This window comes from Lyngbya aestuarii BL J, assembly GCF_000478195.2.
Taxonomy (GTDB): Bacteria; Cyanobacteriota; Cyanobacteriia; order Cyanobacteriales; family Microcoleaceae; genus Capilliphycus; species Capilliphycus aestuarii.
The window spans coordinates 1-2,150 of record NZ_AUZM01000162.1 but is presented as its reverse complement, the minus strand read 5'-3'; the positions used below and the strand labels follow the sequence as shown (position 1 = coordinate 2,150).

2 protein-coding genes are annotated in these 2,150 nt (G+C 46.9%); one reads left to right on the top strand and one right to left on the bottom strand.

Features of this window, described 5'->3' with window-relative positions:
• Positions 1–654, bottom strand: a 654-nt coding sequence (locus M595_RS27110) for a D-alanyl-D-alanine carboxypeptidase (RefSeq protein WP_023069799.1), incomplete at its 3' end; no start/stop codon positions are given.
• A gap of 197 nt (positions 655–851) precedes the next feature.
• Between M595_RS27110 and plsX the strand changes: the two genes are divergently transcribed.
• A complete protein-coding gene (gene plsX, locus M595_RS27105) occupies positions 852–1,889 on the top strand; it encodes a phosphate acyltransferase PlsX (RefSeq protein ID WP_023069798.1) in 1,038 nt (345 codons plus the stop codon).
• The last annotated feature ends 261 nt before the right edge of the window (positions 1,890–2,150 follow it).

Here is a 2,150-nt window from a genome sequence, read left to right as displayed (position 1 = left end):
CACAATCGGCCTAGCGGTTCCGGGGGGCATTCGTTGATCATATTGAGCGGCAGCTTCAGCAGGCCACAATCTCGAATCTAAAGCCTGTTTGAGAAACTCCCCTGCTTTAATCGGATTCGACTCATAATTCATCGAGAAATTCCCCGATATAATTAAATTTCCCCTCACCTGAGTAATCCCCATTTGGTTGAGGGTATTTCCCAACGCAAAGCCTTCTTCCCAGACAAAAAACGGATCGCCGCTACCCACAACAATTAAATCACCCTGAACCACCCCATTTTCCACCGGGCCAGAAGTAGCGATCAAGGTTTCAAATTGGTAATCCGGTGTCCATTGTTGTAAAGCAGCAAGCGTTGTCGCCACCTTCGTTAGAGAAGCCGCCGGAAGGGGTGTTGTCCCGACATTATTCGCTAAAGAAATCGGGCCGGCTTGAATCCAGACCCCTTGTACCTGATCCGATAATCCCCGTGCAGCTAGTCGGTCAAGGTATTGTTGAACCAGATCGCTGGCAATGGGGTCAGGTTGATCGAGTAAGATTAACTTAGAGAGTCCACCTTGCCAAACTTGACGAGTGGCAGCATTCAACTCAATTGGGTCTACACCTGCCATCTCTAACCATGCTAATAGGACTCCCGAGCTAAAAACATCTAACATTCTTAATTCCTCTTTTTTCAGATCTTCAGTGGCAAGTTAACAGGGTACAGGGTAAAGGTTACAGGCAAAAGAACTGAGAACTGTTAACTCAAACAACGGGTTACTGTTTACTGTGAAGTGATCACTGTAAAAACGGATCACTGATAAAGGGCGATAACTGTTTGGTAAAATTTTTAAGGTTTCTCTGAGATTGGTCAATGGGTTCAACTCGCACACGGATTGCAATTGACGCTATGGGTGGGGATTTTGCTCCCGCAGAAGTTGTAGCAGGAGCGTTAATGGCACAGGAAAAATTGGGTGTTGAAGTGTTGCTCGTCGGAGATCAACAGCAACTCGAAGCTTGTCTAAAGCATCACCCAACTGTTTCACCTCCACCTGAAATCGTTCCCTCCGAAGGAATGATTGAAATGCACGAAGAGCCGCTAGGCGCCCTCAAACGTAAGCCCAAAGCTTCCATTAATGTAGCAATGAATTTGCTCAAAGAAAAAAGAGCAGATGCCGTTGTTTCGGCAGGTCACTCTGGGGCAGCAATGGCAGCAGCGTTACTGCGGGTGGGTCGGCTACGGGGAATTGATCGGCCCGCAATTGGAGCAGTTCTGCCGACTTTAGACCCCACTTCTCCGGTATTGGTTCTCGATGTGGGCGCTAATGTAGACTGTCGTCCCAAATTTCTAGAACAATTTGCGGTGATGGGGTCAATTTATAGCCAGTACGTCTTAGGGGTTGATCAACCGAGGATTGGTTTGCTCAATATCGGTGAGGAAGCCAGCAAGGGCAATGATCTCGCGGTTCGGACTTACCAAATGCTGCAAGAAAACACGCAAATTAATTTTGCAGGCAATGCAGAAGGTCGGGATGTGTTATCCGGTCAGTATGATGTGATTGTTTGTGATGGCTTTGTGGGTAATGTTCTGTTGAAGTTTGCCGAAGGGGTCGGTGAAATTGTATTACATCTACTCAAAGACGAACTCTCAACGGGCTTACGCGCTCAAATTGGAGCAGCAATGCTTAAACCCAGTTTGAAACGATTTAAACAACGGGTTGATCATGTCGAACATGGGGGTGGACTACTACTCGGGGTGGCAGGAGTTTGCATCATCGGTCACGGTTCGTCAAAGGCGCCAACGATTTGTAACGCCATTCGTTCAGCTAGAGATGCAATTAACAACGGTGTACTCGAACGTATTCAATCTCAATACCAAAAACCTCATCAAAAAGCTGCAAGCGGTCAGTAGTAGCCATCGGTCGTTGAGGGGAGTTTACATAAACTTCCCGCTCATCTGACCCCAACGGAGTTCCCGATGAATCCAATTCCTGCACTCGAATTTGCGTACAGAACACTGATAAGATGCGATTGTTAAACACAAGACAAAAAAGTGGTCTGTCTGTTATCTCGCGATGAGCAGGCTCAATTCAACAACCGGGAAAAAATTGATGGCAAACAGAGGTGGGGCGAGATTGATCAACCCATTTACCATCAATTCATTCCGATTGAT

Excerpts from the sequence above, each read along its gene's own strand:
- plsX (WP_023069798.1), top strand. The coding sequence starts at position 852 with ATGGGTTCAACTCGCACACGGATTGCAATTGACGCTATGGGTGGGGAT.